The sequence below is a fragment of the Exiguobacterium sp. BMC-KP genome (assembly GCF_001275385.1).
GTDB lineage: Bacteria > Bacillota > Bacilli > Exiguobacteriales > Exiguobacteriaceae > Exiguobacterium_A.
Genome location: NZ_LGIW01000005.1, coordinates 1 through 1,275 on the forward strand (window position 1 = coordinate 1; position 1,275 = coordinate 1,275).

The 1,275-nt window shown below is 53.9% G+C and carries 1 rRNA gene; it reads left to right on the forward strand.

The window, feature by feature from the left end:
* Window positions 1–1,275 (forward strand): 23S ribosomal RNA (locus tag ADM98_RS00405); the annotation flags it as partial.

Below are 1,275 nucleotides of genomic sequence, written 5' to 3' on the forward strand. Positions count from 1 at the left end.
CCGAAGAGCATGCTCTTCGGGGTTGTAGGACACTCTATACGGAGTCAAAAAGGAAGACAGTAGGTGAAGGACCTGGAAAGGTCGGCCGAAGAAGGTGACAGCCCTGTAGCTGAAACTGTTTTCCCTCCAGAGTGGATCCTGAGTACGGCGGGACACGTGAAACCCCGTCGGAATCCGGGAGGACCATCTCCCAAGGCTAAATACTCCCTAGTGACCGATAGTGAACCAGTACCGTGAGGGAAAGGTGAAAAGCACCCCGGAAGGGGAGTGAAATAGATCCTGAAACCGTATGCCTACAAGTAGTCAGAGCCCGTTAATGGGTGATGGCGTGCCTTTTGTAGAATGAACCGGCGAGTTACGATAACGCGCGAGGTTAAGCCGATGAGGCGGAGCCGTAGCGAAAGCGAGTCTGAACAGGGCGTTCAGTGCGTTGTCGTAGACCCGAAACCAGGTGATCTACCCATGTCCAGGATGAAGGTCAGGTAACACTGACTGGAGGTCCGAACCCACGCACGTTGAAAAGTGCGGGGATGAGGTGTGGGTAGCGGTGAAATGCCAATCGAACCTGGAGATAGCTGGTTCTCCCCGAAATAGCTTTAGGGCTAGCCTCGAGGTTGAGAGTTCTGGAGGTAGAGCACTGATTGGACTAGGGGCCCCCACAGGGTTACCGAATTCAGTTAAACTCCGAATGCCAGCAACTTATACTCGGGAGTCAGACTGCGAGTGATAAGATCCGTAGTCAAGAGGGAAACAGCCCAGACCGCCAGCTAAGGTCCCAAAGTGTATGTTAAGTGGAAAAGGATGTGGCGCTGCCTAGACAGCTAGGATGTTGGCTTAGAAGCAGCCACCATTCAAAGAGTGCGTAATAGCTCACTAGTCGAGTGGCGCCGCGCCGAAAATGTAACGGGGCTAAACATACCACCGAAGCTGCGGATTCCGTAAGGAATGGTAGGGGAGCGTTCCAAACCGCTGTGAAGCTGTACCGGAAGGAGCAGTGGAGCGTTTGGAAGTGAGAATGCCGGTGTGAGTAGCGAAAAGAGGGGTGAGAATCCCCTCCGTCGAAAGCCCAAGGTTTCCTGAGGAAGGCTCGTCCGCTCAGGGTTAGTCTGGACCTAAGCCGAGGCCGAAAGGCGTAGGCGATGGATAACAGGTTGATATTCCTGTACCGCCGATCCACCGTTTGAACAATGGGGGGACGCAGGAGGATAGTGACGCATGCGGATGGAAGTGCATGTGCAAGTTTCAAGACCGTCTGATTGGCAAATCCGTCAGGCA